Source organism: Oligosphaera ethanolica, assembly GCF_030814695.1.
Lineage (GTDB): Bacteria > Verrucomicrobiota > Lentisphaeria > Oligosphaerales > Oligosphaeraceae > Oligosphaera > Oligosphaera ethanolica.
On record NZ_JAUSVL010000001.1, the window covers coordinates 4,791,611 to 4,816,021 of the forward strand.

The 24,411-nt window shown below is 59.6% G+C and carries 21 protein-coding genes; 14 read left to right on the top strand and 7 right to left on the bottom strand.

Annotated elements, in window-relative coordinates; genetic code table 11:
• Positions 1–8 precede the first annotated feature (8 nt).
• The gene (amrB, locus tag J3R75_RS16615) at positions 9–1,535 is read right to left on the bottom strand and encodes an AmmeMemoRadiSam system protein B (RefSeq protein ID WP_307263928.1); all 1,527 of its coding nucleotides are present in this window, start codon (positions 1,533–1,535) and stop codon (positions 9–11) included.
• A gap of 484 nt (positions 1,536–2,019) precedes the next feature.
• Here amrB and J3R75_RS16620 point away from each other — a divergent pair, with 484 nt between their 5' ends.
• The 7 genes from J3R75_RS16620 (at position 2,020) to J3R75_RS16650 (ending at position 10,910) form a co-directional block, all read left to right on the top strand.
• The gene (locus tag J3R75_RS16620; protein WP_307263931.1) at positions 2,020–2,718 is read left to right on the top strand and encodes a DUF1559 family PulG-like putative transporter; all 699 of its coding nucleotides are present in this window, start codon (positions 2,020–2,022) and stop codon (positions 2,716–2,718) included.
• Between the two features lie 181 nt (positions 2,719–2,899).
• A complete protein-coding gene (locus J3R75_RS16625; protein ID WP_307263934.1) occupies positions 2,900–3,739 on the top strand; it encodes an ABC transporter substrate-binding protein in 840 nt (279 codons plus the stop codon).
• 293 nt (positions 3,740–4,032) lie between these two features.
• Positions 4,033–5,688, top strand: coding sequence for an IS1634 family transposase (locus J3R75_RS16630; protein ID WP_307260783.1), 1,656 nt, complete (start codon positions 4,033–4,035; stop codon positions 5,686–5,688).
• Positions 5,689–6,985: 1,297 nt separating this feature from the next.
• Positions 6,986–7,960 (top strand): S66 peptidase family protein, encoded by a 975-nt coding sequence (locus J3R75_RS16635; RefSeq protein WP_307263937.1) that lies wholly within the window; start codon positions 6,986–6,988, stop codon positions 7,958–7,960.
• A complete protein-coding gene (locus J3R75_RS16640; RefSeq protein WP_307263940.1) occupies positions 7,957–8,952 on the top strand; it encodes a FecCD family ABC transporter permease in 996 nt (331 codons plus the stop codon). The genes J3R75_RS16635 and J3R75_RS16640 overlap by 4 nt, the downstream gene beginning before the upstream one ends.
• Before the next feature lie 192 nt (positions 8,953–9,144).
• Complete coding sequence (locus J3R75_RS16645) at positions 9,145–10,251, top strand: AAA family ATPase (protein WP_307263944.1); 1,107 nt, start codon at positions 9,145–9,147, stop codon at positions 10,249–10,251.
• On the top strand, positions 10,251–10,910 hold the full coding sequence (locus J3R75_RS16650; protein ID WP_307263947.1) for a DUF4276 family protein: 660 nt from the start codon (positions 10,251–10,253) through the stop codon (positions 10,908–10,910). The genes J3R75_RS16645 and J3R75_RS16650 overlap by 1 nt, the downstream gene beginning before the upstream one ends.
• Before the next feature lie 80 nt (positions 10,911–10,990).
• Here J3R75_RS16650 and J3R75_RS16655 read toward each other — a convergent pair whose 3' ends face one another.
• From J3R75_RS16655 to J3R75_RS16670, 4 genes are all read right to left on the bottom strand, one after another.
• Positions 10,991–11,884, bottom strand: coding sequence for an ROK family protein (locus J3R75_RS16655; RefSeq protein WP_307263950.1), 894 nt, complete (start codon positions 11,882–11,884; stop codon positions 10,991–10,993).
• Between the two features lie 49 nt (positions 11,885–11,933).
• Positions 11,934–13,127 carry a mannitol dehydrogenase family protein gene (locus J3R75_RS16660; RefSeq protein WP_307263953.1) on the bottom strand — a complete coding sequence of 398 codons (1,194 nt, stop codon included), beginning with the start codon at positions 13,125–13,127 and terminating at the stop codon, positions 11,934–11,936.
• A gap of 133 nt (positions 13,128–13,260) precedes the next feature.
• Positions 13,261–13,761, bottom strand: coding sequence for a hypothetical protein (locus tag J3R75_RS16665; RefSeq protein WP_307263955.1), 501 nt, complete (start codon positions 13,759–13,761; stop codon positions 13,261–13,263).
• Positions 13,762–13,842: 81 nt separating this feature from the next.
• The gene (locus tag J3R75_RS16670; protein WP_307263957.1) at positions 13,843–15,117 is read right to left on the bottom strand and encodes an RsmB/NOP family class I SAM-dependent RNA methyltransferase; all 1,275 of its coding nucleotides are present in this window, start codon (positions 15,115–15,117) and stop codon (positions 13,843–13,845) included.
• A 193-nt stretch (positions 15,118–15,310) separates the two neighbouring features.
• On the opposite strand from J3R75_RS16670, the gene J3R75_RS16675 reads away from it, so the two are divergent.
• From J3R75_RS16675 to J3R75_RS16695, 5 genes are all read left to right on the top strand, one after another.
• On the top strand, positions 15,311–15,955 hold the full coding sequence (locus J3R75_RS16675; protein ID WP_307263960.1) for a LysM peptidoglycan-binding domain-containing protein: 645 nt from the start codon (positions 15,311–15,313) through the stop codon (positions 15,953–15,955).
• 64 nt (positions 15,956–16,019) lie between these two features.
• On the top strand, positions 16,020–16,514 hold the full coding sequence (locus J3R75_RS16680; RefSeq protein WP_307263962.1) for an Lrp/AsnC family transcriptional regulator: 495 nt from the start codon (positions 16,020–16,022) through the stop codon (positions 16,512–16,514).
• Positions 16,489–17,670, top strand: a complete 1,182-nt coding sequence (locus tag J3R75_RS16685; protein WP_307263964.1) for a pyridoxal phosphate-dependent aminotransferase — start codon at positions 16,489–16,491, stop codon at positions 17,668–17,670. Before J3R75_RS16680 ends, J3R75_RS16685 begins: the two co-directional genes overlap by 26 nt.
• On the top strand, positions 17,667–18,239 hold the full coding sequence (gene trmB / locus J3R75_RS16690; RefSeq protein ID WP_307263966.1) for a tRNA (guanine(46)-N(7))-methyltransferase TrmB: 573 nt from the start codon (positions 17,667–17,669) through the stop codon (positions 18,237–18,239). Before J3R75_RS16685 ends, trmB begins: the two co-directional genes overlap by 4 nt.
• Before the next feature lie 27 nt (positions 18,240–18,266).
• The gene (locus tag J3R75_RS16695) at positions 18,267–18,845 is read left to right on the top strand and encodes a hypothetical protein (RefSeq protein WP_307263969.1); all 579 of its coding nucleotides are present in this window, start codon (positions 18,267–18,269) and stop codon (positions 18,843–18,845) included.
• Between the two features lie 1,076 nt (positions 18,846–19,921).
• Here the strand turns inward: J3R75_RS16695 and J3R75_RS16700 are convergent.
• Positions 19,922–20,485, bottom strand: a complete 564-nt coding sequence (locus tag J3R75_RS16700; RefSeq protein WP_307261930.1) for an IS630 family transposase — start codon at positions 20,483–20,485, stop codon at positions 19,922–19,924.
• Positions 20,440–21,180, bottom strand: a complete 741-nt coding sequence (locus J3R75_RS16705) for a helix-turn-helix domain-containing protein (RefSeq protein ID WP_307263971.1) — start codon at positions 21,178–21,180, stop codon at positions 20,440–20,442. Before J3R75_RS16705 ends, J3R75_RS16700 begins: the two co-directional genes overlap by 46 nt.
• A gap of 189 nt (positions 21,181–21,369) precedes the next feature.
• Here J3R75_RS16705 and J3R75_RS16710 point away from each other — a divergent pair, with 189 nt between their 5' ends.
• Both J3R75_RS16710 and J3R75_RS16715 read left to right on the top strand, forming a co-directional pair.
• Positions 21,370–23,577 (top strand): pyruvate formate lyase family protein, encoded by a 2,208-nt coding sequence (locus tag J3R75_RS16710; RefSeq protein ID WP_307263974.1) that lies wholly within the window; start codon positions 21,370–21,372, stop codon positions 23,575–23,577.
• Positions 23,578–23,999: 422 nt separating this feature from the next.
• A complete protein-coding gene (locus J3R75_RS16715) occupies positions 24,000–24,410 on the top strand; it encodes a carboxymuconolactone decarboxylase family protein (protein WP_307263978.1) in 411 nt (136 codons plus the stop codon).
• Position 24,411: the final 1 nt, after the last annotated feature.

Below are 24,411 nucleotides of genomic sequence, written 5' to 3' on the forward strand. Positions count from 1 at the left end.
GCGTCACATCACTGTTGTTCGTGGAAGGCGAAGACGGTGAAGATGAAGAGTTTGACGTCCTGGCGGCGCCAGGCGTTGCCGGGGAGGCCGGCCTTGTGTTCGCAGAGGACGCTGAGGAACTGCTCTTTGTCTGGCAGTTGTTCCCACACCTGTGGCAGGAACAAGCCGCTGTGATAGCCCGCGCGGATCAGCACGCCGTGCTTGAACGGCTGCACGGCGTCGGCGGAAGCCACTGGCTGCATGGGCGACAGCACCGATATCTCCACGCGGAGCCGCTTCAGTTCGTCCTCCTGCACGGGCGTAAAGCGGTTGTCTTCAAAGGCCGCGGCGCAGGCGGCGTCTTCCACGGCGGCCCAGAGGGGCTCGCGAGCCATGGTCGTGCCGATGCAGCCGCGGAGCTGGCCGTCTTTGGTCAGCGTGACGAAGACCGCTGCCGGCTCCTGCAACTCTGTCAACGCCACCGGCGGCCGATAAGCCCAAGTCTCGCGGCGGGTCTCGGCGCTGATGCGGTTGCGCGCCAAGCTCAGCAGCTCGGCCTGCGCCGCCGCGCTCAAGGCGAACTCCGGCGCGGGCCCGGCCGCTGGCGTTGCGTTTGGCGTCGCCTTGGCGGCGGCGGCGGCGGCGTCGCCGGCGGACTGTTTTCCGGCGTTGGTTGTGCGCGTATCGACAAAGATTGCCGACGCGTAGCCGACCACGCTGGCGAGGTCGCCGCCACGCGCGTCGCCGGAATTGCCGCGGGCGAGAATTTTCACCTCGTTAGCGCCGTGTTTTTGGGCGAAAGTCAGTGCGGTGATGACGCCGCCGGCGGCGCAGATAGCGGTCTGGGTGTTGGGTGCATCGACGCCCTTGCCGGTCTGGCAGTCGCAGAGTCCCTGCAGGTCCATGGCGCTGACCAGCGCCATGGTCGTCTTGTCCAGCGCGATGGCGTCGTCATAGGCGGGGTAATGCGATAAGTCGGTGCTGGCGAGGATGAAGAGCCGGCTCCCGCCAGCGGCTTTCTCCAGTGCCTCGACAAAGCGGCGGCAGTTCTCGACCGACACCTCGCCCATGAATGCCGGAACGATTTTGACGCCGGGCTTGACCACCTGCAAAAAGGGCAACTGGACTTCGATGCTGTGCTCGCGGGCGTGGATGCCGTTGTGGATCATGATGCCCGGCACGTCCCGCAGGGCCTTGACCATGGCGACATCCACGGGCACTTGTCCGAGCGGCGTTTCGTAGGCGTCGACATCGCTGAGCACTGCGAGAATGCCTGGGGCGTTGGCACCCAGGTCGTGGCCGATGATGACCACGGTGTCGATCTCACATGCGCCCAGTGCCTTGAAGACCGGTGCCGAAAAGCGCGCTGAATACACGTAACCCGCATGTGGTGCCATGGCGCCCAGGACTTTCCCGCCTGGGTGGATGTCGCCGGCACCATCCAGTAGGCGCTGGACTTCCTTGCGCAAGGCATCGGCCTTGCCGGGATAGAACGAGCCCGCCACCGCCGCCGGCCGTACGGCCGCCGAATTTCCACCAGTCATAGAATTACTCACGGCACACACTCCCGTCATTAGAAAACCAAGTATAATGTGCAGAGGACGTATCACCGCATCGCCGCCCCTGGTTGATTTCACAGCAGGTCGTTGTCGCTGCTCTTTGGTGCCGCTTTCGGGCACGACTCAGGGCGTGCCTGCCGTCGCCATGGTCTTCCTTAAGATACCCCCCGCCGCCGCTCGGCGCAATGAAGGGAAAAGCTACTGTGGCACGGCGTTGCTTGGCAGAGAGCTATGCAATGGGCGTGGCTACGACGTGGAAAAACGATCCCAGCGTAAATATCAGCGGGTTTGCCGGCGTTCTCTGGCACAATGTCGGTATTTTGTCAACTGAGCAGGGCAGATTTTCGCAGTTTTAGTTTGGATTCGTTCTTGGACAATTGGTATAATGCGGTTTACACAGGATCTATCCATAGGTGGCCCTCGAATACGCAACAGGTTGCGAGTATCTCTAAAACCCAACAGACGAGAGAGTGACCCCATCATGAAGAACCGACTTATCCGCTTTACTCTGATTGAATTGCTGGTAGTCATTGCGATCATCGCCATCTTGGCGGCCATGCTGCTGCCGGCGTTGGCGAAGGCGCGTGACAAGGCGCGGACCATCAGCTGCGTCAATAACCTCAAGCAAATCGGGCTCTTTATGAGCCTCTATGCCGACGATCACAACGACACGTACCCCAAATCCAACCAGAATTTCAATGCCTACAATGTTACTGCGCAGTGGAGTGGCAAATGGCAGGACGCCTTGATGAAATACAGCCATCCGGGTGCGACCTATGGCAACGAACGCTATTTGACTACGGTCAGCGGTGGTCGCCTGCCCATAGACCCATACGCGTGTCCGACGTCCTTCCCTTACAGCGTCACGACTGACAGCCGGCACTACGGTCTGAATACTGCCGGCGGCAGTGACTACTGGGGCAAAGATTTGGGTTTGTTGAAATTTGGCAATCCCTCCAGTCGCATGTGCGTGATGGACATTGACCGCCGTGGCGGCAGCTATCCCGATCCCCATTGCGATCAGCGGTCAGTTATCGTGCAGAACACCGGCACCGTCAGGCATAACTCCATGAGCGCCATGAACGCCGTCTTCTGCGACGGCCACGCCGCGACCATGAAATTCAGCAACATACCCGTCAACAAGGATGCCGCGGACGGCGAATTCTGGTACAAGAAGTAAGGGATTGTTCTCAGCTGTTGTCACACCGCCGGCCATGCGCCAGAGCATGCCTCTGGCGCATGGCCGGCGGTGTTGTTTTATGGCCTGCGCGGTGATATACTTCCGGCAGTTCAGGCAGCCAGCAAGCAGCCTGGCACGAAGTGCCGCTTGATTGCAGTAATCCCACGCTATGAGTATGCCCATGAAATGTCCGGTCATTCGCCCCTTGTGTGTCTTTGCCCTTGTCATTGCGGTCGTCCTCGGTGGCTCCTGCAAAAAAGCGCCGCAGCGCGGCCTTGACGACATCAAGGCCAGCGGCCAGCTGCTGATGCTGACCAACGCGCCGTTTCCGCCCTATGAGTTTTACGCTGCCGACGGCGATCTCATTGGCGTCGATATTGACATTGCGCGCCGGATCGCCCGCCACCTCGGCGTGGAATTGACCGTGAGCATCAGGCCCTTTGACGAGCTGCTGCCGGCGCTGGCTGCCGGTGAGGCCGATATGGTGCTGGCCGGCCTGACTATCAACGACGAGCGTCTCAAACAGGCGTCATTTTCGCTGCCCTACATTGACGCCATGCAGTACCTGATCATCCCCAGCACTGAGAACATCAAGGTGCTGGAAGACCTCGGCGGCAAAACGGTCGGCGCCCAGGCCGGCAGCACCGGCGAAGAGATCATCGCTAAAGCGATCGCGGACGGGCCGCTGCGCAAGACCGGTTGTCAGCTGCTGGCGCTGGCCGATCCGGCCGAGGCCGTGGCGAAAGTCCTCAACGGCGAGCTGGATGCCGTGGTTGTAGACGACACGGTGGCCCTGCAGCTCACCGCCGGCCACGCCGCCCTCAGCGCCACGCCGTTGTTTTCACAAAGCGGCGCCATGCTCTCCGAGCAATACGGCGTGGCCGTGGCGCCGAGCAATCCCGAGCTGCTCAGCGCGGTTAACGAGGTCATCACCGAGCTCAAAAACAGCGGCGAGCTCAGCGCAAAGATCAAGAAATACGAAGCGATGGCACGCGAACAAACCGGCGCCAACGCGAACTAAGCCGCGCCGGCAGGCACAAAACCCTGGCCGCGCGAGGCTACGGCGGGGGCAAGGGTGGACAGGATGGACGCCTGGGACCGTGGGGACTGGTTGGCGCTGCACTGGGGCGAGGACTCACGACTCATAACCTGGATTCCCGGGAAATATAACAAGGCGCGCCTCGCGCCTTTCATTTTGAGCTGAAAAAAACGTCTGCCGGGCTCTTGCCCGGCTTGTTTTTTGCTATTCATTGTTATACTATATAACTAGTTTCATCTTGTTGTTGCTTATCACTGGTTCACGGAGGCAAGACCATGGCAGATTCTGAAGGCGCAGCGCCGAAACGGCGGGTTCAGGTGATCAATGGCGTTCCGCGGGTCTATGAGGACTACCCTTACTGGGACACGGATAAAAAACAATGCCGTCATCGGCGCACATACATTGGCCGTCTGGACGAGCAAGGCGCTTTCATTCCCAGCAAGTCCTACTTGGCCGGCCAAGCATTGTCGGCTGTGGATGCGGTCAAATCGGCTGAGCGGCGTTTTTACGGCGCCGGCTACCTGTTGGATCATATCGGCAAAGTGACTGGCGTGGAGGAGGATATCGCCCAGAGCTTCCCCTCCATGAAAGATCAGATCATCTCCTTGGCCTACTTTCTGGTACAGGAGGGAGAAAGCGCCGTCTATCGTTTTCCGCGCTGGATGCTCTCCCACTGGCATCGCCTCACCCATGCCTTGGGATCACAGGGCATCAGTCGACTGTTCGGGAGTATCACCGAGGAAGCCAAGCTGGACTTCTTCCGCCTGCAGGCGAAGCGCCGCCTGGAACGGGAATACCTTGCCTATGACACGACCAGCATCTCGTCGTATTCCGAACTGATCAAGCAGGTCAAGTACGGCCACAACAAGGACGGCGAGCGCCTGCCGCAGATCAATCTGGCCATGGTGTTTGGGGAGGAGTCGGGACTCCCCGTGTACTACCGCTTGCTGCCGGGTAACATCAGCGACATCAGCACCATGGAAAACATGATTGCCGACGCGGCGTTTCTTGAGTTCGCCAAGGTGAAACTGGTCTGGGATATGGGCTTCTTCAGCGCGAGGAATGTCAACGCCCTGTATCACGCACACTACAAATTCATCGGCGGCCTGCACCCGGACACGACCCTGGCCTGCAGCAGCGTGAAAGCGGTTAGGGACAGGCTGGTTCACTACGCCAACTATATTGAGGCTGACGATGTCTATTGCATCAGCACCATGATCAACTGGGACTATGCCTGGAGCATGCGTAATGGCGGTGAAGAACGGGGAAAGCGCCGCATGTACGTCCACGTGTACTATAATGAACAGCGCGCGGCAGCGGAAAGGGCCCAGTTCAACCACGATCTGACGGAACTCAAGACCGCCGTGCAAAGTGGCAAAGCCACGGACGCGCAGCTGAAGAGGGCGCAACGGCTGCTGACCATCAAAACCACACCAGTCAAGGGAACTCGAGTCGAGTACAATGATGAGGCTATCAAGCAGCACACGAACGATTTTGGCTACTTCGTGCTGTTGTCCAATGACGTGAAAGAAGGAGACAAGGCTCTGGAGTGCTACCGGAACAAGGACCTGGTGGAAAAGACCTTCAACAATCTGAAGAACCGCCTGGATTTCAACCGTACGCTGGTCAGTTCGGTTGAAAACCTCGAAGGTAAGCTGTTCGTGGAATTTGTCGCTCTGATCTACATCTCCTACATCCACAAGGTCATGAAAAGCAGGAATCTGTACCGCAACTATTCCATCCAGAGCCTGCTGGATGAACTCGACGTCATTGAGCGTTTCGACTATCAGGGGCAACGCGCACGATACAGCGAAATCACTGAAAGACAACGGCAAATCTATGAGGCCTTCGGCATCCTGGCCCCCGATGGCAAGCCGTCCAAGACCTACAAGCCGGAGACGGCGACCGCCACCCCCGCCCCGGAGGCATAGTTATATTTCCCGGGAATCCAGGTCATAAGGCATGGTCTCATGGATTGGACCGTGGGGACTTTCGGGACCGTGGGGAATGACGCTTTGGACTCAAGGGACCGATTGGCCGACGTCTGGGATGCTTGGGAGCGCCGCCGTCCCGGCGGCCTTTTGTTTTCAACGCCAAAGGCGCGGCCTAAGATAGCCCAGGGCAAGCGCCCGCAGGGCGCGTCGCCCTGGGTAAGAGTCCTATCCGAAAGGAGCCCTGAAAGGGCGACCTAAAAAACACTGCGAAGGTCGCAAGGCACAAAACGGGGAAAACGTTACATGGTTCCTCGGCCTCATGCGACGGCGCGGGCTGAAAGTCCGCTTGGAGTTTGGCAAAACTCGACATTGCGCCGTAGGCGCTTAACCATGCTTAACCCCAGGCTTTAGCCTGGGGAAATGGCTCACTCCCGGAATCCGTGCCTCGTAGAGGCACCACTTTGCCTGACTTTCGCCAAGGACTCTGAAAAATGTTCTTTTTGATCTACCGACTGCGCTGGCAGTACCAACTGGCAGTATAGTTGGAACCCCATCTTGGGACATCGAAAAAACGGCTTGTTATCAGCCATTTTCTCTCTCTCCCCATGAACGAAAACTGCAGCGATAGGCGACGTGGACGCCAAAACTGTAGTGCCTCTACGAGGCACTGTCTTTTGATGGTTGTCCACCCCAGGCTGAAGCCTGGGGTTAAGCATAGTAGTGCGCCTACGGCGCACCAAAGCCAAGCCAGTTTTTCTCCGTTCCGGCTCAAAACCGACCAGAGCCGGAAGGTTTTCCCGTGCCGCAAAAAGCCAAACTCCAGGCGGGCTGAAAGCCCGCCCCACGGCCGAAAGACGAGCGCGCCTAGGGCTCCCGGTTGCTCTACGGCTCAATTATCAATGGGTGACCGACATGCCCCCCTCCGGCGCGGCGGGAGAAGACGTGCCGGGCCAATGTGGCGCCCTCCGGGCGCAAATCCAAGTTGCTTTCAGACCCCGGGTTGCGGCGCCCTCCGGGCGCCTCACCCGGGGCTGTGCATGGTACGGCCCTTCGGGCCGAACTTGGCCGATCAGTCTGATGGTTTGCGGCTGGGCGATCAAAAAGGCCGCAGGGACAACGAGTGTCAGATGGTTTGCGGCTGGGCGATCAAAAAGGCCGCAGGGACAACGAGTGTCAATGGGTGAGACATTACTCGGAATGCGGCGTTTGCTGCTTTGGGGCGTGGAAAAAGACCGCTGCCGGGTTACGTTTATAGCTTTTCGTCTTGCAGCTGATCACCTCGGAGCCGCGCTTCATGGTCCCCTTGGCAGAACATCCCGCGCCGTGCGCAATAAAAAGACTCGGATTATTTGCGTTGTCGGGCGCGCCAGACCCTGTGCGCGCCGAGCGCGGCCAGGCGCGCCTGCGGGATTTCGGGGTGACCGTCCTTGCACCCGTGCCGACAACGCCCCGCCGCTATTTGGCGGGTGACGACCACGAGCGCCTGGCGAGCTTTTATGCCGCATTGACGCGGGACGACTGCGACGCCTGCATGGCCGTCCGCGGCGGTTTTGGCGCCGCCAGGCTGCTGGACGCCATGGACTGGGAGCGCCTGCGCCGCAATCGCAAGCCCGTCATCGGCTACAGCGACGTCTGCGCCTTGCATCTGGCCGCGCTTCAACACGGCTGTCGCGGGCATATCCACGGCCCGATGCTCTGCAGTGAATTCGGCCGCGAATTGAGCACGCCCGAGCAGGGCCGGTCGCTGGACCAGGTCTGGTCGTCACTGCTTGACTGCATGAACGGCCGTGAGGAACTCCTGCCGGCTTGGGCGACCAGCGGCGTGGAGATACTCAAGCCGGGCATGGCGTGCGGGCAGCTGCTGCCCACCAATCTCTCGCTGCTCAATTCGCTGTTGGGCACAGCGCATTTTCCCACGCGGGTTGATAATCCCATCTTGGTCCTTGAGGACATTGGTGAGGCTGCTTACCGCATTGACCGCTATCTCACGCAGCTACGCTCGGCGGGCTACCTGCGGCGCCTGCGGGGGCTGCTCTTCGGCCAGTTCAGTCAGGCCGACGACCGTGACTACATCCCCGATATTCTGCGCGAAGTCGCCTCCGAGATCGACGGTCCGGTGGCCTGTGGCTTGCCCTTCGGCCATGTCTTTCCCAGCATCAGCCTGCCGGTGGGGGCGGACGTGGTGCTGACGCTTGCCGACGCCGGCGGCATCCAGCTCCGGCGGGCCGGCGCTGGCCGGGCTGGCGCCGGGGAAGGGAGCCTCGCATGAGCCGCCCTCGCGTTTCTCCCTGGCTGCTTTACGGTGCGCTGGCGGCCCTGGTGCTGGTGGTGCTGGTGCTGGCGCCGTTTGCCGGTATCCGCACGATACCGCTGCGGGCGGTGTTTGCCGACGGCGGTCTGCCCCTGGAGCACCGCATCTTCTGGCAGATGCGGGTGCCGCGCGTGCTTACTGCGTTCATTGCCGGTGCGGCACTGTCTCTGAGCGGCATGTGTTTCCAAGGCCTGTTCCGCAATGTACTGGCGACGCCCTTTACGCTCGGGGTATCCGGCGGCGCGTCTTTGGGCGTGGCGATCTACGTCCGTTTCGGGGTCAGCGTGGGCATCATCGGCGTTTCCGGCATGAGCACAGCGGCTTTCCTGGGCGCGTTGTGCGCCATCGCCTTGGTCTATGGCCTGACGCGCCTGCGCGGCAACAGCTCCACGGCGGTCATGCTGCTGGCCGGCGTGGCCGTCAGCGCCTTCTTTTCCAGCCTCATCCTTTTCGTGCAGTATTTGGGCGATGCCAACGACATGTTCCGGGTCATGCGCTGGTTGATGGGCGGCCTGGACGCGGTGGACTATCCCACGCTCGGCGCCATGGCCGCGCTGTGCCTGGTGACCACGGCCGTGGTCATCAGCCAGGTCGAGGCGCTCAACCTGCTGGCCGTCGGCGAGGATTTCGCAGCCAGCCGTGGCGTGAACCGCGAGCGCAGCAAGCTGCTGTTTTTCTTCTGCGTGTCGCTGCTGGTTGGCGGTGTGGTGGCGATCTGCGGCCCGATTGGCTTTGTCGGCATGGTCTGTCCCCACATCTGCCGGCTGCTGTTCGGGGCCAACCACCGCGTGCTGGCGCCCGCCAGCGTGCTCTTCGGCGGCGCCTTCCTGGTGATCTGCGATACCTTCGGTCGCAGCGTCGTCGCGCCCGTGGAAATCCCTGTCGGCGTCATCACCTCGCTGGTCGGCGGGCCATTCTTCCTCTGGCTGCTGATCCACCACGACGTGTAGGCGAAAAGACTTGTTACGAACTAGATTAAGGCTCTGTGCGTCTTCCATCACGTCCTGCTGGAGTTGCTGCCACAATGTTTTTGGGAACAGCAGGTTCTTGGCCAGTGCTGGTATTGTGGTCGAGCTGGAGGATGATGCCGATCAAGCAACCGGGTGCCGGGATGGCCGCAGGTTCGCCAAGGAGTGTGACCAATGAGGAAATTGGAGAAGCTACAGATTGAGAACTTCAAATCAATCCGTCAGCAAACGCTGGAATTGGGCGACCTGAATGTACTCATCGGCGCCAACGGTGCTGGCAAGTCCAATCTCATGCAGGTTTTCCGTTTTCTGCGGGAGATTCGTCTGCAGAATCTGGCGCGTTATTCGCTTGAACGGGGCGCCGATGCGTTGTTGTACCGTGGCCGCAAAGTGTCGCCAGCGATGAGGGTTGCCGTGGAGTTTGGCGAGAAGGGCCGTCGCAACGGCTATCGCCTTGCTCTCATTCCTACTGACGAGAATACGCTGGCCGTTGATCACGAAACGGCGTACGTCTACGACCACCAGCCCAAGAATGGCCCGCGCACGGTAGAGCTTGGTGGCGCCAGCCGCGAAGCCCGTCTGGCTACCAGTGAAGAGAAGATAGCGCAGATTATCCGAACAGACTTGGAGAGCTATCGAGTCTATCATTTTCACGACACCGGCGCCACGGCGGCGCTGCGAGGGCCGGCGGAGGTCCACGACAACCGCTTTCTGCGTCCGGACGCGGGCAATCTGGCGGCGTTCCTGTACGGATTGCAACAGGCCCACCCGGAGCATTTCCGCAACATCCAGGATGTCTTTAGGCAGATTGCGCCGTACTTCGATGGCTTCAATCTCGCCCCAGCCAAGATCAATCCCGACAAAATCCGGCTTGAGTGGCGTGAAAAGGGCAGTGATTCCTATTTCAACGGCGTTGCCTTGTCGGATGGTTCACTGCGCTTCCTGTGTTTGGCCACACTGTTGTTGCAACCGGACCTTCCGGCCATCATCCTGCTTGATGAGCCGGAACTGGGGCTGCATCCGGCGGCAATTGGAGTGTTGGCTGACTTGCTGATTGCGGCGTCCATGCGCACCCAGCTGCTAGTGGCGACGCAGTCCGTGACGCTGGTTAATCATCTGGCGCCGGAACAGGTGTGGACCACCGAACGCAAAAACGGTGAAACCGTCTTCCAACGTCTTGCCAAGAGCGACTTAACGACCTGGCTGGAATCTTTTGCCGGAGCTGAAGGCTATGGTCTGGGGGATATGTGGGAGAAAAACCTGCTGGGAGCGCGACCGTAATGAAAAGGGCGCTGGTACTGGTTGAGGGCTATACCGAGGAACGCTTTGTCAAAGACGTTCTTCAGGAACATTTTTGGACGCTGAACCTTAGTCTGACCCCTACTCTGCTGGTGACGAAGACGGTCAAGGACGGCGCCGACTTCCGGGGAGGCGTGACCACTTTCAAGAAGTTCGCCAATGATGTCCGGCGGTTGCTTCAAGGCGCTGGGGATGCGTTGGTGACGACATGTCTTGATTACGATGGCCTGCCGGTAGATTTTCCTGGCATGGCGACTCGACCGGCAGACAAGGCCGGTGCTCACGTCGCACAGATTGAGCAAGCTATCGCGGCGCATTTTGCCGATCCACGTTTCCTGCCCTATCTGGCGTTCCACGAGTTTGAAGCGCTGCTTTTTGCATCGCCCGACGAATTGCCCAAGGCCATGACTGACATGAGCAAACAGGCACAATTCCAGGCCATCCGGGAGAGCTACCCGACGCCGGAAGATATCGACGAGGTCAATTGGCCGTCAAAGCGCATTGTCTCTTTGTTCCGGGCGTATCGGAAGGCCCTGCATGGCCCACTGGTGGCCAAGCGTATTGGTCTGGAACGGCTGCGGGCTGAGTGCCCACACTTCGCCGCCTGGATCAGTAAACTGGAAGATTTTGCCAGGCAATAGCATGTAGGTAATTCACTCGTTTAGCGGTTGCAGGCTGTTGCGCTTACGAGCGTGAATTGCTTGTCGGACCTTGCTGGCGACTAGCGTTCCTTGGCGCGGTAGGCGGCGACGGCGATGGCGGACATGCAGCCGGTGTTTTCGCCGAGGGCGGCGGGGACGATGCGGCACACGGCCAGGGCACTGGGGAGGGCTTCGCGTGCGAGTTCGGCGCGCATGGCCTGTTCGAGTAGATGTCCGGAGCGGGTGTAGATGCTGCCCAGGGCAATCACTTCGGGATTGATGATGTCAATGAGGATTGCCAGGGCGCGGCCCAGGTAGCGGCCGCTTTCGGTCATGATCGTGAGGGCCTCGGGCACGCCGCGGTCGGCGGCTTCGGCGACGTCCTTGGCGCTGGGCTTGTCCATGCCGGGGAGCCGCCCGGCGGCGAGTTGGGCGATGCCGCCGCCGCTGCAGAAGCCCTCGAAGGACCCGGCTTTGTGATAGCCCACGGGGCCGTTTTCGGCGAGCCGGACGTGGCCGAGTTCGCCGGCGTCGCCCGAGCTGCCTTCGTAAAGCGCGCCGTTGAGGATGAGTCCGCCGCCCATGCCGGTGCCGTGGGTGAGGAAGGCCATATTGCGTGTGCCTTTGCCGGCGCCGAACTGCCATTCGGCCAGCGCGCAGGCGTTGGCGTCATTCATCAGGTAGGCGCGGCCGCCGAAGCGCTCTTGGAGTAGCTGGCAGATGGCGATGCGGTCCCAATCGGGCAGATTGGGCGGCGAGAGGACCACGCCGGCTTTGGCGTCGAGGGGGCCGCCGCAGGCGATGCCGAAGGTCTGCTGGCCGTCCGGCCGGAGATCGTGCACGGCGGCGAAGATCGCCGCCAGCGTGTCGTGGACGTTCGTGGTCGGAAAACGTATGACCCGGCCCATATTGCCCTGGTCGTCCGCGGCGACCACCGCGCATTTGGTGCCGCCGATATCAATGCCGATGATCATGTTGCTGCGTGCTCCCTGGAAATCCGTGGCTGCTTTAGCGCCTGTGCGGTCAGACTTTGGGCAGGGCGGTGGGCGTCGCGCGCAGGACGGCATAGGCCTCCTGCACCAGCGCGCTGAGGGCGTTTTCCGGGGCGATGCCGGCGACGGTGGCGATGGTTGCGGCCACGCCTTGTTCGCGCAGTTGCCGTTGGAGTTCCTGGGCGCTATTGTCGTCGGTGGGTGCGAAGAGGAGGGCGGCGGCGATGCCCCAGGCGAGATGCCGCGGGCGCAGGCCGGCGGCGCAGGCGAGATTGGCCGCGCCGGTGAGGCGGTCCTCGGCGGCCAGTTTGCGCAGCGGGTCGCGTCCCAGGCGGTAGAGCGTGTCGCCGAGCTGGCGGTTGGCGAAACGCAGCAGGAGGTCGTCGACGTGGCTGTAGAGCCAGGCGGGATCGGCGCCGAACTCGGCGCAAATGCCGTCGACGCTTTCGCGCAGGCCGGCGAGCATGAAAGCGCGGATTTCGTCGTCAGCCATGGCTTCATAGCTGAAGGTGTAGCCGCGCTGATAGCCCACGTAGGCCAGCAGTGCGTGGCCGCAGTTGTGGACGTAGAGTTTGCGGGCGGTGTAGATGCCGAAGTTGTCTTCCGCGTGCATGGCGCTGATGGTCGGAATGGTGCCGACGAAGCCGCTGCGGTCCACCGGCAGTTCCTTGTAGGGCTCGACCTTGATGAAACTGACGTCCGCCGCGCGCATGTCCGGCGTGGGGGCCGGGACCATACGGCCGATGACTGTGTCCACGAAGCCCACGCTGTTTGCAAGATAGTCGCGCGCAGCCGGCTCGCTGCTGCGCGCTGCCGTCAAGTCCCGCAGGTGCTGCGCGGCGCCGTGGAGATTCTCGCAGACGATGATGTTGAGCGGTCCGGCGTTGGCTGCTGAGCGCAGAGCCAGGCCGGCAGCGAGATTCGGGGCGACAAAGCGCAGCGCGTTGGCGCCGACCGCCGTCGCGGCGATGCTCGCGCCGGCAATGGCCTGGGCGACGGCCGCGCTATTCGCGCCATTCACGGCCGACACCGGCCCGATGTGGTAGTCTTCCACGCCGGTGTTGCTCACGGTCTGCAGGTGGTAGCGGTGGTCGCGATTGAGGGCGGCGATCAAGTCCTGGTCGACGTCCACAAAAATGACCTCGTAGCCCGATTCGGAAAACAGCTGGCCGATAAAGCCCCGGCCGATGTTGCCGGCCCCGAAGATGACTGCCTGTTCTTTCATGATTCTCTCGATGATGGTGGTCGTAAGGTCGTAGTGAGGGACGCACGATATGCGACGTTTATGGGTGGCAAGGACGGCCTGAAGGGCTCAATAGCGAAGAGTGATGGCGCCTTCACATGTTCTCAAGCCGCCATTATTGATTCTTTTCAGCGTTGCCGGTTGGCGCGGCGGCTTCTGCGGGGGCTTTGGTGTTGGCGGTGACGACGACGGTGGTGGACTGGGCGATGCTCAGCGTGGTGGTTTCTCGCATGTCGAGCGTTTTGCCGCGATAGACCATGGTCAGCGCCATGCCTGCTGGCAGGTCAGCGGTATCCCAGCTTAGCTCGATGGGCTTGCCGGTGAAAGGCTGGCAGTTGAGTTCCCAGGACTGTGGCAGTTCCGGCGCACGGACGTCCTTGTAGAGGGTGGGCAGTTTGCCGCCGGGCGAGGGCATGGTGACCATGCCGGTCTGCATGCCGGGCGGGGGCGCAAAAATATCCTCGCCGCGGTCGTATTTCTTTGATGCGCCGGCCTTACAGCCGAGCCAGACGTCTTCGGTGTGAGAATTGACCAGGACAATGCGCAGGAGAAACTCCTCGGCCAGCAAAGCGGAACAGCCTAACAGCATGGCACAACAAAGCATCTTGGCGTACATCGGATGAACTCCCCGGGTTATGAATTGCTTTTTTCCTCAGAACGGCCTCAAAAAATAACCGCCTTGTTGCTGAAATCAACGTCAGGAGCGCCGGAGGAGGGCGGCGTAGGCGCCGTCGTGGCTTGCCGTGGGCAGGAGCTGGCGTTCGGCGAGCAGGACGAAGTCAGAATGCGAGTCCAGAAAGGCCCGGATCTGGTCGTGGTTTTCCTCTTTTTCGATGCTGCAGGTGCTGTAAACGACGCGGCCGCCGGGCTTGAGTAGCACTACGCCGGCGTGGAGAATCTGCGCCTGCAGCGCCGACAGTTCCCGCAGGGACGCCTCGCTGAAAGCCCAGCGCACATCGGGCCGGCGGCGGATGACGCCGCTGTTGCTGCAGGGAACGTCGAGCATGAGTGCATCAATGGTCGCTGCCGGCAGCACCGGGCTGCTCGCATCGGCGGCGGCGAAGCTGACGTTGGTGAAGCCGGCGAGGTTTTCCCGCACGCGGGGCAGCTTTGCTTCCGCGCGGTCGAAGCAATGAAGGTGGCCTTGGCCGCGCAGGGCTTCGGCCAGCAGCAGGGATTTGCCGCCCGGCGCGCAGCAGAGATCGGCGACCTGTTCGCCGGGGCTGGGCGCCAGCAGCGACGGCGCCAGCAGGGTCGATGGGTCCTGGATGTAAAAGGGTGTGCCGCGGCCCATGATCTGCGACAGCGGCACGCCGTCGGCACTCTTCAGCACGAAGAGCTCTTGGTCGGGCGCCCAGGGCAGAGGCGGCAACGGCTGCAGCAGTGCAGCGGTGGCCTCGGGTAGGGCGATTTCTGGCCAGCGGCGGCGCCGAAATACCGTGGGCGCAGGCTGTTGCAGCACGGCTGCCATGGCTGACAGATCGTCTGGCGTGAATTGCCGACGCCAGCGCTTCCAAAGCGTTTCGGGCAGTTCCAGCTGTACCCAGGCGGGCGCGCCGGCGGTCAGGCCATCGCGGCCCGCCTCGGCCTGCCGCGCGCAGAGCTGGCGTAGAAAGGCGTTGACGAAACCGGCTTCGGCGGCCGCATGGCGTTTTTTGACATAGGCGGTCGCGACATCGGCGACGACTGGCGCGGCGACGCCGTCCGACCACAGAATTTCGGCCATAGCCCACCACAGGACGCGGCGGGTGCGTGGACGGACGCGGCCCTGGCTGAACTCAGTGATGAGCCAGTCCATGCTGGCGCGGTGTCGGTGTATCGCCAGCAGCAGGTGCTGCGCGAGTTTGCTGACGGGCTGTTCTGAGGTTTTTGTCCCCCCAGGGGCAGAGTCGTTGAGCATGGCCGTGACGTCGGCGAGCGACTGGCTCAAAACACTGTCGTGATTGCGGGGGCCGTGGGCGGCAGTGGGCATGGTGGCAGCCCTATGGATGATGGGTGAAGTCACGTGAACAGAAAAGCCGCCCGTTGGCTCGGAAAATCGCCAGCACAACGGCGGCCCTTGTGGATTTTTTAGCGTTTGACCGATAAAGTAAGATCTTTTATGGCTCTTGCAATGCTGCAGGGCAATTATCGCCGCGGAACCATGTACCAACGGAGGTGCCGCCATGGGCATTTTTACATATTACGTCCTACCCGTCGCCAGCCTGGCGGCATTTCTTGCCACACAGAGCGTCAGTCTGGCCGGCGCTGCGACCACGGGTCGGCTCTACGCCCAGGCTGGTCGCCCGACGGTTGTGGTCAATGACGCAACCCGAATCCAGCGCGACGTCGCCGCCATGCAGGCCGACATGCGGGTCCTCCAGGAAGACCAGAAGATGCTGCTGGCGCGGATCATGGGTCTCGAACAGGAGATTCAGAATCGCGACGAACGCGTCAAAGAACTGCAGAATCTGCTTACAGCTACTGACAATCGCTTTGAGGCCCTCGACCGCGAATGGCGTCAGCGTTTCGATGCCCTCAATGCCGCTCTGGAACAGGAACGGGCCAGCCGCAGCCAGGAAATACAGGCCGTCGGCAAGGCCATGGCCGCTGAAATTGTCCGTGTCGAAAAAAGTGCTGCGGCGGCAGCCAAGCCGTCGGCGCCGTCGGCCTATTCCGGCAAGTACAAAGAGCTCGTGGTGCAGAAGGGCGACACGCTCAGCGGCATATCGTCTTTGGCCGGCGTGTCTATTGAGAGCATCCGCGAGGCCAATGGGCTCAAAAGCGATGTCATCCGGGTAGGGCAGGTGTTGAAGATACCGACGAAATAAGCGGCGATGCATGCTCAGGCGACGCCAAGCATGCGGACCGCATGCGTAACACAGAGGACAGATCATGAACGACGATGCGTTGAAAAAGGAAATCGTGGCCCTGCTGCGGCGGAATGCTCGCATACCTGAAAAGGAACTTGCGGACAGACTGAACAGCTCCGCCGAAAAGATCGCCGCGCTCATCCGCGAGTTGGAGAAGGACCGCGTGATCATGGGCTACGCCGCCATTATCAACCAGGAAGCCGAAAATGGCGAAGTGCGCGCCATCATTGAAGTTGGCGTGCAGCCTGAACGTGATACCGGCTTCGATACCATCGCCGAACGCTTGGGGAAATTTCCCGAAGTGCACTCGGTCTATCTGGTGTCGGGTCACTACGACCTCCGCCTGGAAGTCGTTGGGCAGTCCATGCAGGACGTTGCGTCTTTCGTGTCGAGTAAATTGGCTTCGCAACCGGGCGTAAAATCGACGGCGACCTACTTCTTGCTGAAGAAGTACAAGGAAGCCGGCGTGCAAATAAGTAAGGATGAGCATTATGAGCGACTCAAAATTGTCCCCTAAGCAGTGGGTGGCGCCGCACATTGCGGGCCTCCCACGCAGCGGGATACGTGATTTTTTCGAGCTGGTCAAGACGATGGACGACGTGATCTCGCTGGGCATTGGCGAGCCGGATTTCGTCACTCCGTGGCATATTCGCGAGGCCTGCATTTACGCCATCAATCACGGCTACACCAGCTACACGTCGAATTTGGGCGATCCACGCCTGCGCAAGGCCATCTGCAAGTATAGCGCCGAGAATTTCGGTCTTGAATACAAGCCAGAGAATGAGTGCATCGTCACCGTTGGCGTCAGCGAGGCGCTGGATATCGTTTTGCGGGCCGTACTCAGTCCTGGCGACGAAGTGTTGTACCACGAGCCCTGCTATGTGTCCTATGCGCCCAGCGTGCGCATGACCCACGCCGTGCCGGTGCCGGTGCTGACTCGCGAGGAAAACGATTTCGTACTGCAGGTCGAGGACCTGGAAAAGGCGGTGACCCCGCGCAGCAAGGTGCTGCTGTTGAACTACCCCAACAACCCCACTGGTGCCGGCATGACGCTGGCGGACAAGCAGCTCATGGCGGATTTTGCCATTCGTCACGACCTGCTGGTGCTCAGTGACGAGATTTACGAAGAGCTCAGTTACATCCCCCGGACGCCGTCCATCGCGTCGCTGCCGGGGATGAAGGAGCGCACGGTGACGCTCAACGGCTTCAGCAAGGCCTTCGCCATGACGGGCTTCCGCATTGGTTACGCATGCGGGCCGGTTGATCTCATCGAAGCGATGATGAAGATTCACCAGTATTCCATGCTCTGCGCGTCGAGCATCGCCCAGGCCGCCGCCATTGAGGCTTTGCAGAATGGGCAAGGGCCGCGGGAAGATATGCGCCGGGAATACGAACAGCGCCGCAATGTCATCGTCAAACGCCTGAATGAAATCGGCCTGCCGTGCTTTATGCCGCGTGGCGCTTTCTACGTCTTTCCCCGCATCAGCAGTACCGGGCTGGATTCGGCGACGTTTGCCAAGCGCCTCCTGCAGGAAAAACATGTCGCGGTTGTGCCGGGAACGGCCTTTGGCAGCTGCGGCGAGGGCTTTGTCCGTTGTTCCTATGCGACATCGCTGGAGGAAATTGAGATCGCCATGACTCGCATCCAGGAATTAGTGTCCGCGTTGTCATGATCCACGTCCTGACCAACACCTACCACCTCCACCCCGTGCCCGCTGCGGCGCGGGTGGAGTTGGACATGGGCTGCGGCAAGGGCCGCTTTACCCTCGCGTTGGCTCAGCGCTACCCCGAACGCGTCGTTCTAGGCAGCGACGTGATGTTCGGGCGACTGCGGCGCCTGGAAGCCAAACGCGAAAAACTCGGGTTGGACAACCTGTCGCTGCTGCGAGCGGAGAGCGGCCAGCTGGTGTCTTTCCAGCTGCCGCCGGCGTCCGTGGACCGATTGCATCTGTTGTGCCCGGACCCGTGGCCCAAAGCGCGGCATCAGGTGCGTCGGCTGGTCTGCACGGAATTTCTCTGTCGGTTGCGGCGCATCCTCAAACCGGGGGCCATACTACACCTGTCAACCGATCACCGGCCTTATTACGACGACTGGCTGCAATTGCTTGCTGCAGTGCCGTTCTATCAGCCGTCAACGGAGGGCATTGACGACATCCGCGACCTCAAAACGGATTTCGAACTACAGTGGAACGCCATGGGCAAAGAAGTCAATCATCTTTGCTATCGCGTTGTTGACGAGTAGAAAGCAACAGCAGAGAGGGAGTGACAAATGAGGAGTTTTTTTGTTTCGACACTGTTTGTGTTGGTCGTTCTGACCCTGGCTTACCTTGGTTACAAGCATTTTTATCTGCAGGACGGAGCGAGGACGGACAATGCGGCCGTAGAGCTTGACGACACTGCAGCCACTGCCGGGCCGGGCGTGACGGCGAACGGCAGGACTGAACCCGACCAGGCCAGTATTGCGGGAGATGTTATCAATTCCGATACCGTGCAAACAGGGATCGACCGCGTGATTGCGGTTGAAGAAAAAATCGAAGAAAAGTTCCAGAGCAATCAAAAGAACGAGGAGAATGCGGCGGCTATCAGCGACCTTGAAAAACAGATTGCGGACATGCAAGCCAAGATTACCGAAGAGGATATTGTTCACCGCCAATTGCTCAAGCCCTTGCCCCAGACGCCCATTTTTGATCTGGAGATACCTGGTGCGCAGGCGGAACGCGACAAGCAGATTCGCGCTCAGATGGAACGAAAAGAAAAGATCAAGGCATCGGGGCAGCGGCTTCGTGAGCTGAATAAGGAATTGCAGGGGCTGAGGAAGCTGCTGTATGATCTCAAGCATCCCCGCTGAAGATCACTAGCAGCCGCCTGCCTGCTTCCCACCAGGCCGGGTGAGACCCGGCGGTATTGTTGGAGCCGCAGTGACTTCCCGAGTAATCGGTAAGTTGTTGAGAATAGCTGGCCTTGCGGCCTTTGGTTTTCAGCGCCGAAGGCGCGCCCTAAGATAGCCCAGGGCAAGCGCCCGTCAGGGCGCGTCGCCCCGGGTAAGAGTCCTATTCTATCGGAGCCCTGAAGGGGCGACCTAAAAAAACACTGTGCTGCGCAAAGGTACTGGAAAGGAAAAAGACATCGTTCCATTGCCCCTTTTGCCCCAGTCAGCTTCGCCGACTGGGGCAAAAGGGGCCGAGGAACACGATCAATACTGGCGCTCTACCCAGGGCGACGCTCCGCCTTCGGCGTCGCTTGCCCTGGGCTATCATAGATCGCGCTTTCAGCGCTCAAATGCCACCGGGATGACGGTATGCGGTAGGACGGTCAAAAAGGCCGCAGGGACAACAGATATCAATGACTGACCGATGACTTTTTTCCCTCCATTAATTCTGAGTTTTGGGTGGCGAAGTTGAGATTGCTAGAAACAACTTAACGCTTATGGGCTAAAGCCTGGGGTTAAGCATGGTTATGCGCCTACGGCGCAAAAACATGGATATTTAATGATGGTGGTTTTCGGCCCGAATCGGACAAAGCAAGTCGTCTGATCGGCCAAGTTCGGCCCGGAGGGCCGTACCATGCATAACCCCTGGTGAGGCGCCCGGAGGGCGCCGCAACCAGGGGTGTGACAACAACTTGGAATTGCGCCTGGAGGGCGCCACATTGGTTAGGCACGTCCCGTCTCACCGCGTCGGAGGGGGCATGTCGTGCATCCAATAGCAATGGCTGACCGATGACGGGGCGAAAGTAATCGGTCAGCCATTGATAACAGCCATTCCTGCAGCCTTTGGTTTTCAGCGCCGAAGGCGCGGCCTAAGATAGCCCAGGGCGGCGCGCGCTTTCAGCGCTGCTTGCGCTGGGCTGTCAGAGATCGCGCTTACAGCGCTTCTGCCGCTTCGCGGCGATAAAATGCCGTGACGTCATAATTCCAATTAAAAATCAAATTGCACTAATCATCCAAGGCCAGCAAAACATTTGGGACACTTTATTGACCATTGTCAATGTTCCCTGTGCCAGTTTGCCCAGTTCGTGTTCAACTTTTTCCACCACATCATTCAGATTTTCAAAGTAACGATTAGCGCAGGCCTTTTCGCGAGTGTAATCCCAAAGGTGTTCAACAGGGTTCAACTCTGGGCAATAGGGAGGCAACTGTAGCAAATGGACGTTTGCTGGGATTTCCATCTCTTTTGAACGATGCGAACTGGCTCCATCGACTACCATTAACAAGTAATCATCAGGGTACTTGCGACTAATTTGCTGTAGAAACAAAATCATGTTTTCAGTATTCATCATGTCCGTCACACTCCAGTCAATGTCCCCATCAAACGGGCTTATGGCGCTGTATATGTATTTAAATTGTCGTTCAATAGCTGCTACTACTAATGGCCGGACGCCAGAGGGAACCCACGCTGCACGAATCACCGGTAATCTTCCAAAGCGAGCCTCGTCCTGGAACATTATGCGAAGATTTTTTCCCTCCAATTTGGACTGGATGGTTGCCATGTGTATCGCTTCAGGAAACGTTTTTTTTTGAATTCCTCAAGTTTTTCAGGGTCATTTTTGGGGTGCGCTTTGTCTGGAACCACTTTATGCCACCTGTGACGATAAAGAATATTGTAGACAGTTTGTTGACTCATTTTGCGGCCAGCTTTGGTTTCCAAGGCACTTTGGATGTCGCCGACTGTCACGACATGTCCTTGAATTGCTTCAGGGGTCATCTGATCGAGGACTTCATTCTCCTCTTCCCAGGTCAAAACCGATCGCCTGTCACCACCCCAAGCCGGGGCATTGATTTCTTCGTCTGCGGAACTTTTCTGTTTGAAATTCTTGATCATTCGTTTGACGGTAGATTGGGATACCCCCAAAACTTCACCGACATTCGCTTGGTCAAGCTTACCCTGAGATGTCAGCACAACGGCGAAGGCAACGAGAAGGTCATCACGATATGGCAAATTATCAATGATTTGTTTAGCCTTTGTCAATTCGGTTTCTGTAATGATAACGCGAGGCCCGGGTTTTCTCATTGTATGCTCCATGTTTTGTGTGGTGGAAAGAGACACCACACTTACCATACAGCAAGAAAACCAGGCAGCCAAGATTAATTGGGTCAATTTGATTTTTAATTGGAATAAGTTTATTTGCAGAAGCAACAAGCGCCATAAAGTTTCTGTGAAGGTATCCTGATCCGTCGTTTCCAAGGATCAGACATCATCAATGGCTGACCGATTAGCTGTCCGGTCACAATTTGGTATTCATTCGCTGACACGGGGCATTGGGGCGTTGGGGGGGATGGGTATAGTATTGCCCGGTCGTTGTGACGACGGCGCGTTATCAGGTGCGATGCAGTGGTCCGGTGTGGTGATCAGGCAATCCCGGGAGCCCTCTTCATGTTCAATACCTTCGCTGCTGACAAGTCGTATTTGCAGACCAAATTCAAGACGCCGAGTTTTGCAGCCGGCAGTGGCGTGGATAATGCGACGGTGAAGCGGCGCATTCTGGAGCTTGCCGACAGCATGCCCGACGCGTCGCATCCGGTGGTCAAGGGGCGGGCTTTCGAGCTGATCACCCGTGAAATCCAGATTGACGTGAGCAAGCACGACTGGTATCCCGCCTTCGGTTGCTACGATCGCAACGATCGGCCGCTGAGTGTACTGGTGCAGCGCTGGGATCGCGAGGTCAATGCCACGCGTTTGCAGTGTCGCCAGCTGTGGGACGCTATGCAAAAGAGCGGCGCCGGCATCATGTGGAAGGACTTCGACCACTCGGTGCCGGACTGGGACGCGGTGTATACGCTGGGTTTCCCCGGTCTGCGTGAACGTGCCCGGCAGTACCGCCGCCAACATGAGGAACGGGGCACACTCACGCCGGACGTCGCCGCCTATTTTGACGGCATCGACATCACCTACACGGCCATGCTGGACATGATTCTGCGCTTCCGGGATTTCGCGTTGGCTCAGCGTGGTGACAATCCGCGCGCGGAGGCGGTTGCTGCTTGCCTGCAGGCCCTGCATGACGGCCCGCCGCAAGACACCTATCAGGTCCTGCAGCTGGTTTATTTGTTTTTCATGTTCGGTGAGCACATAGACCGTTTCCAGGTGCGCTCCCTGGGCAATCTTGACCGCACGGTCATGCCTTACTATCGCCGTGACATTGACTCGGGGCGCTACAGCGAGGCGCAGATTCGCGAGTTCTTCGCGTACTTCCTGATGCAGTGGGCGGGCATTGACAACTACTGGGGCCATCCCTTCTACTTCGGCGGGACCCGCGCTGATGGCGAGAGTGAGATCAACGAGTTGTCGTACCTCATCCTGCAAGTCTATGACCAGCTCGGCATCTGGACGCCGAAGCTGCAGCTGAAGGTCTCGCCTAATACGCCGCAGGTCTTCATAGACCTGGCTCTGGACATGATCCGCCGCGGCCACAACAGCATCGTCTTCCTCTGCGAGCCAGGCATGTGGCGCGCACTGAAGAGCAAGGGCTTCAGCGACGAGGAGGCCCGCACCTGTTTCATCTCCGGCTGCTACGAATTTGGCGCGCTGGGCCGCTCCAACGGCACTGCCGCCGGCCACATAAACATGCTCAAGCCGCTGGAGTTCATCTTCAACAACGGCCTCGACCCGCACAGCGGCCTGGCCTGTGGCCGCAAGACTGGCCTGCTCAGTGAGCTGCGTCGTTTTGAGGATTTCTACCAGGCGTACCTCATGCAGCTCGAAGGCATCATCGAGAACATCATTACCTGCTCCACGGATTTTGAAAAGGACCTGCACATCATCAGCCCCGCGCAGGTCTTCTCAGCGACCATCAGCAACAGCCTGGAAACCGGCCGTGACGCCTTCAGCAATGGCTCGGTGCACAACCTCTCGGCCATTCTCCAGGCAGGACTAGGCACCGCTGTCGACGCGCTCATGGCCGTCAAGGAACTCGTCTACGAGATGAACCTGCTCAGCCTCGACCAGCTGCGCGACATTCTCGCCAACAACTGGCAGGGGCAGGAAAAACTGCGCCAGCGGGTGCTGCACGGCCGTCGGAAGTACGGCAATGGCATCGCTGAGGTGGATGCCCTCGCACAGGATATTGCTCGCTTTATCGGCGACAAGATCAACGGCCGCCCCAATAGCCGCGGTGGCATCTACGTGGCCTCGGCGCACTCGGCCAAGCAATTCCTCGACATGGGGGTGAAGACGGGCGCGACGCCGGATGGGCGCTTGGCTGGCGACGAGATGTCCAAGAACATCTCGCCGACCATGGGCATGGACCGCGCGGGCGTCACCGCCATGATCTCGTCCATCACCAGCATCGACTCGGCGCTCTTCCCAGGTGATTTTCCCCTTGATGTCATGCTGCATCCGACGACTGTTGCCGGCGACGAGGGCCTTGCGGCCATGCGCGCCTTGCTGTTCACCTATATGCAGCGCAATGGTATCGCCATGCACTTCAACGTCTTCGACGCGTCTGTACTTCACGATGCCCAGGAACATCCTGACAAATATCAAGGACTGCAAGTGCGCGTCTGCGGCTGGAATGTTCTCTTCAATAACATGGCAAAGAAGGAGCAGGACGCCTATATTTTCCGCGCGGAAAATATCCGGGACTGACCCGGCTGCGGCCAATCTTCTTGATCCAGAAGAGCGTGATCTCGGATCACCGAGGTTAGGAGCCGTTTACTAATTACGTTTACAGCTATACCCAGGCACGCTGAAAGCGTGCGACAGCGCAAACATAAAAAGGTTAGGTTCCATTGCCTCTTTGGCCCCAGTCAGCTGCGCCGACTGGGGCCAAAGAGGCCGAGGAACACGAGCGTAATAGGCGCTGTACCCAGGGCGGCGCTCCGCCTGCGGCGGCGCTTGCCCTGGGCTACGATAACAGCGCCCCTCCAGGGCGCTTGCCGCTTCGCGGCCAGGGAAATGTTGGCCGGCGACAAGGTATGACATGAAAGAGCGTTTGCACTGCAATGTGTAAACTTAATGAGTGAACAGCTCCTTGGCTTTTGTCTGAAAGCCAGGTGAAGGGATTATTGATGAGCAAATCCGAGCGTTTTCAGCAGGGCGCAGCGCGCCTGCAGGACATGGGCAACAACAGCCCCATTGGTTCACGGCTGCTGGAAGTTTGTCCCGATCTCAACGACTATATCCGCGAGTTTGCTTTTGGCGACGTGCATTCGCGTCCGGGCTTGAGCAAACGCGAGCACGAGCTGGTGATTCTGTCGGCGATTGCGACGCTGGGCTATGCGCCAGTGGAGCTCAAGAGCCACATCAACATGGCCCTGAATGTTGGCGTAACTCGCGCCGAGATTCTCGAAGTCTTCATCCAGCTGGCAGTCTATGCGGGTTTCCCGGCGGCGGTGAACGCTGTTTTCACGGCCAAAGAGGTCTTTGACGAACGCGACCAGCAGGGGCTGGACAAAGACTGCGGGAAGGACACTCACTAAC

What these genes read in the sequence shown, in the direction of transcription:
- J3R75_RS16635 (WP_307263937.1), top strand. Translation starts at nt 6,986, where the DNA reads ATGGTCCCCTTGGCAGAACATCCCGCGCCGTGCGCAATAAAAAGACTC.
- J3R75_RS16685 (WP_307263964.1), top strand. Translation starts at nt 16,489, where the DNA reads ATGAGCGACTCAAAATTGTCCCCTAAGCAGTGGGTGGCGCCGCACATT.
- J3R75_RS16630 (WP_307260783.1), top strand. Translation starts at nt 4,033, where the DNA reads ATGGCAGATTCTGAAGGCGCAGCGCCGAAACGGCGGGTTCAGGTGATC.
- J3R75_RS16655 (WP_307263950.1), bottom strand. Translation starts at nt 11,884, where the DNA reads ATGATCATCGGCATTGATATCGGCGGCACCAAATGCGCGGTGGTCGCC.
- J3R75_RS16695 (WP_307263969.1), top strand. Translation starts at nt 18,267, where the DNA reads ATGAGGAGTTTTTTTGTTTCGACACTGTTTGTGTTGGTCGTTCTGACC.
- J3R75_RS16660 (WP_307263953.1), bottom strand. Translation starts at nt 13,127, where the DNA reads ATGAAAGAACAGGCAGTCATCTTCGGGGCCGGCAACATCGGCCGGGGC.
- J3R75_RS16675 (WP_307263960.1), top strand. Translation starts at nt 15,311, where the DNA reads ATGGGCATTTTTACATATTACGTCCTACCCGTCGCCAGCCTGGCGGCA.
- J3R75_RS16665 (WP_307263955.1), bottom strand. Translation starts at nt 13,761, where the DNA reads ATGTACGCCAAGATGCTTTGTTGTGCCATGCTGTTAGGCTGTTCCGCT.
- J3R75_RS16670 (WP_307263957.1), bottom strand. Translation starts at nt 15,117, where the DNA reads ATGCCCACTGCCGCCCACGGCCCCCGCAATCACGACAGTGTTTTGAGC.
- J3R75_RS16625 (WP_307263934.1), top strand. Translation starts at nt 2,900, where the DNA reads ATGAAATGTCCGGTCATTCGCCCCTTGTGTGTCTTTGCCCTTGTCATT.
- J3R75_RS16700 (WP_307261930.1), bottom strand. Translation starts at nt 20,485, where the DNA reads ATGGCAACCATCCAGTCCAAATTGGAGGGAAAAAATCTTCGCATAATG.
- J3R75_RS16620 (WP_307263931.1), top strand. Translation starts at nt 2,020, where the DNA reads ATGAAGAACCGACTTATCCGCTTTACTCTGATTGAATTGCTGGTAGTC.
- J3R75_RS16645 (WP_307263944.1), top strand. Translation starts at nt 9,145, where the DNA reads ATGAGGAAATTGGAGAAGCTACAGATTGAGAACTTCAAATCAATCCGT.
- J3R75_RS16710 (WP_307263974.1), top strand. Translation starts at nt 21,370, where the DNA reads ATGTTCAATACCTTCGCTGCTGACAAGTCGTATTTGCAGACCAAATTC.
- J3R75_RS16650 (WP_307263947.1), top strand. Translation starts at nt 10,251, where the DNA reads ATGAAAAGGGCGCTGGTACTGGTTGAGGGCTATACCGAGGAACGCTTT.
- J3R75_RS16680 (WP_307263962.1), top strand. Translation starts at nt 16,020, where the DNA reads ATGAACGACGATGCGTTGAAAAAGGAAATCGTGGCCCTGCTGCGGCGG.
- J3R75_RS16715 (WP_307263978.1), top strand. Translation starts at nt 24,000, where the DNA reads ATGAGCAAATCCGAGCGTTTTCAGCAGGGCGCAGCGCGCCTGCAGGAC.
- trmB (WP_307263966.1), top strand. Translation starts at nt 17,667, where the DNA reads ATGATCCACGTCCTGACCAACACCTACCACCTCCACCCCGTGCCCGCT.
- J3R75_RS16640 (WP_307263940.1), top strand. Translation starts at nt 7,957, where the DNA reads ATGAGCCGCCCTCGCGTTTCTCCCTGGCTGCTTTACGGTGCGCTGGCG.